The organism is Ideonella sp. sgz306126, from assembly GCF_056032705.1.
This window is the reverse complement of the sequence record NZ_JBVYWP010000011.1, coordinates 1-3,118: the sequence shown is the minus strand read 5'-3', so window position 1 is coordinate 3,118 and position 3,118 is coordinate 1. Positions and strand designations below refer to the sequence as shown.

At 66.9% G+C, this 3,118-nt stretch carries 3 protein-coding genes and 1 pseudogene; all 4 read left to right on the top strand.

Translation table 11 applies throughout. The features are described from left to right. Window position 1: 1 nt before the first annotated feature. Window positions 2–931, top strand: coding sequence for a branched-chain amino acid ABC transporter permease (locus AC0N04_RS18195; RefSeq protein ID WP_474283983.1), 930 nt, complete (start codon window positions 2–4; stop codon window positions 929–931). A 36-nt stretch (window positions 932–967) separates the two neighbouring features. After that, window positions 968–2,053 carry an ABC transporter permease subunit gene (locus AC0N04_RS18190; RefSeq protein ID WP_474283985.1) on the top strand — a complete coding sequence of 362 codons (1,086 nt, stop codon included), beginning with the start codon at window positions 968–970 and terminating at the stop codon, window positions 2,051–2,053. 121 nt (window positions 2,054–2,174) lie between these two features. Continuing rightward, window positions 2,175–2,948, top strand: a complete 774-nt coding sequence (locus tag AC0N04_RS18185) for an ABC transporter ATP-binding protein (RefSeq protein ID WP_474283981.1) — start codon at window positions 2,175–2,177, stop codon at window positions 2,946–2,948. A 33-nt stretch (window positions 2,949–2,981) separates the two neighbouring features. Next, a pseudogene (locus tag AC0N04_RS18180) lies at window positions 2,982–3,118 on the top strand (ABC transporter ATP-binding protein); the annotation flags it as partial.

Below are 3,118 nucleotides of genomic sequence, written 5' to 3'. Positions count from 1 at the left end.
CATGGACACATTCGTACAGCAGATCGTGAACGGTCTGGTGCTGGGGAGCATGTATGCGCTGGTGGCGCTGGGGTACACGATGGTGTACGGGATCATCAGTCTGATCAATTTTGCGCACGGCGAGATTTTGATGACGGGGGCGATGGTGTCGTGGACGGTGGTGACGGCGCTGGCGGGGAGCGGGTTGCCTGGGTGGGCGCTGCTGCTGATTGCGCTGGCGGTGTCGGTGGTGGCGTGCGCGGCGCTGAATTTTGCGGTGGAGAAGATTGCGTACAGGCCGCTGAGGAATGCGCCGAGGCTGGCGCCGCTGATCACGGCGATGGGGATGAGTTTGCTGCTGCAGACGCTGGCGATGATCATCTGGAAGCCGAACCCGAAGCCGTACCCGGCGCTGCTGCCGACGGACGTGCTGTTTTTCTGGGCGGACGGGCCGGTGATCACGGTGGTGCAGATTTTGATTTTGGTGACGACGGTGGTGGTGCTGGCGGGGCTGCTGTGGCTGGTCAACCGGACCAAGCTGGGGCGGGCGATGAGGGCGACGGCGGAGAACCCGAGGGTGGCCGCGCTGATGGGGGTCAAGCCTGACTTCGTGATCTCGATGACCTTCGTGATCGGGGCGGTGCTGGCGGCGCTGGCGGGGATCATGTGGGCGCTGAACTACGGCACGGTGCAGCACACGATGGGCTTCATGCCGGGGCTCAAGGCGTTCGTGGCGGCGGTGTTCGGGGGCATCGGCAACTTGGCCGGGGCGATGGTGGGCGGGGTGCTGCTGGGGCTGATCGAGGCGCTGGGGGCGGGCTACCTGGGGGATCTGACGGGGGGCGTGTTCGGCAGCCAGTACGTCGACATCTTTGCGTTCCTGGTGCTGATCCTGGTGCTCACGCTGAGGCCCTCGGGGCTGATGGGCGAGCGCGTGGCCGACCGTGCCTGAACCCGCATCCGAGCAAGGACAAAGACCATGCAAGACATGAACAAGACGACGCGGCGCATCGTGTTTGCGCTGGCCGGGCTGGCGCTGCTGGCGCTGCCGCTGTTTGCCGAGCAGTTCGGCCAGGGCTGGGTGCGCATCATGGCGGCGGCGCTGCTGTACGTGATGCTGGCGCTGGGGCTCAACATCGTGGTGGGCTACGCCGGGTTGCTGGACCTGGGCTACGTGGCCTTCTATGCGGTGGGGGCGTACATGTACGCGCTGCTGGCCTCGCCGCAGCTGACCGACAACTTCGAGTGGATCAAGGCGGCGTTTCCGAACGGGCTGCACACGCCGATCTGGGCGGTGATTCCGCTGGCGGCGCTGACGGCGGGCACCTTCGGGGTGATTCTGGGGGCGCCCACGCTCAAGCTGCGGGGCGACTACCTGGCCATCGTGACGCTGGGCTTCGGGGAGATCATCCGGGTGTTCATGAACAACCTGGAGTACCCGATCAACCTGACCAACGGACCGCGGGGCATCAGCGACATCGACCCGATGAGCATCGGCCCGGTGGTGTTCGGAGAGAAGGTGCACCTGCTGGGCTTCGACATTCCGGGCGTGACGATGTACTACTGGCTGTTCCTGGTGCTGGTGGTGGGCTCGGTGACGATCTGCCTGAACCTGGCCGACTCGCGCATCGGGCGGGCGTGGATGGCGATCCGCGAGGACGAGATCGCGGCCAAGGCGATGGGGCTGAACACGCGCAACCTGAAGCTGCTGGCCTTCGGCATGGGGGCGACCTTCGGGGGGGTGTCGGGCGCGATGTTCGCGGCCTTCCAGGGCTTCGTCTCGCCGGAGAGCTTCACGCTGATGGAGTCGGTGATGATCGTGGCGATGGTGGTGCTGGGCGGGCTGGGCCACATCCCCGGGGTGATCCTGGGCGCGGTGCTGCTGTCGGCGCTGCCCGAGGTGCTGCGCTACGCGGCCGGGCCGCTGCAGGAGGCGACGGGAGGGCGGCTGGACGCGGCCATCCTGCGCCAGCTGCTGATCGCGCTGGCGATGATCACCATCATGCTGCTGCGCCCGCGCGGCCTGTGGCCCAGCTCCGAGCACGGCAAGGGTGCGCCGCAGCCGGTCAAGTGAGGCAGATGATGAAGCTGTGGATCAACACCGAACAGCGGGCCGAGCGCCGGGCCGCTCCCAAGCCGGCCCGCATCCCCTCGGGGGATCGGATTCGGTACTCCGAAGCCGAGGGGCTCCAACAATGACAACGGTATTCAAGGTTCAAGGCGCGTCCAAGCGCTTTGGCGGACTGCAGGCGCTGACCGACGTCAGCATGAGCATCGACGCTGGTCAGGTCTACGGGCTGATCGGCCCGAACGGGGCGGGCAAGACCACGTTCTTCAACGTCATCACCGGGCTGTACACGCCCGACGGGGGCACGTTCGAGCTGGGCGGGCAGGCCTACACGCCCACGACGGTGCACGAAGTGGCCAAGGCGGGCATCGCGCGCACGTTCCAGAACATCCGGCTGTTTGCCGAGATGACGGCGCTGGAGAACGTGATGGTCGGGCGCCACGTGCGCTCGGGCTCGGGGCTGATCGGCGCGGTGTTCCGCACGGCCGGCTTCAAGGCCGAGGAGGCGGCGATCCGGCAGCGGGCGCAGGAGCTGCTGGACTACGTGGGCATCGGCAAGTACGCCGAGTTCAAGGCGCGCACGCTGAGCTACGGCGACCAGCGCCGGCTGGAGATCGCGCGCGCGCTGGCCACCGACCCCAAGCTGATTGCGCTGGACGAGCCGGCGGCGGGCATGAACGCGACCGAGAAGGTGGTCCTGAGGGAGCTGATCGACCGCATCCGCAAGGACGGGCGCACGATCTTGCTGATCGAGCACGACGTCAAGCTGGTGATGGGGCTGTGCGACCGGGTGACGGTGCTCGACTACGGCAAGCAGATCGCCGAAGGCACGCCGGCCGAGGTGCAGCGCAACGACAAGGTGATCGAAGCCTATCTGGGCGCGGGCCACAAGGCCCACTGATCACACAGAGCACAGCAGAGAAAGCAGAGCAACATGACAGCACCACCCACCCTGCTCAAGGTCGCGGGCTTGAAGGTGGCCTACGGCGGCATCCAGGCCGTCAAGGGCGTGAGCTTCGAAGTGCGCCAGGGCGAACTCGTCAGCCTGATCGGGGCCAACGGCGCGGGCAA

Bases quoted from the DNA above. Each gene is read 5' to 3' on its own strand.
- AC0N04_RS18185 (WP_474283981.1), top strand. From the start codon at position 2,175: ATGACAACGGTATTCAAGGTTCAAGGCGCGTCCAAGCGCTTTGGCGGA.
- AC0N04_RS18190 (WP_474283985.1), top strand. From the start codon at position 968: ATGAACAAGACGACGCGGCGCATCGTGTTTGCGCTGGCCGGGCTGGCG.
- AC0N04_RS18195 (WP_474283983.1), top strand. From the start codon at position 2: ATGGACACATTCGTACAGCAGATCGTGAACGGTCTGGTGCTGGGGAGC.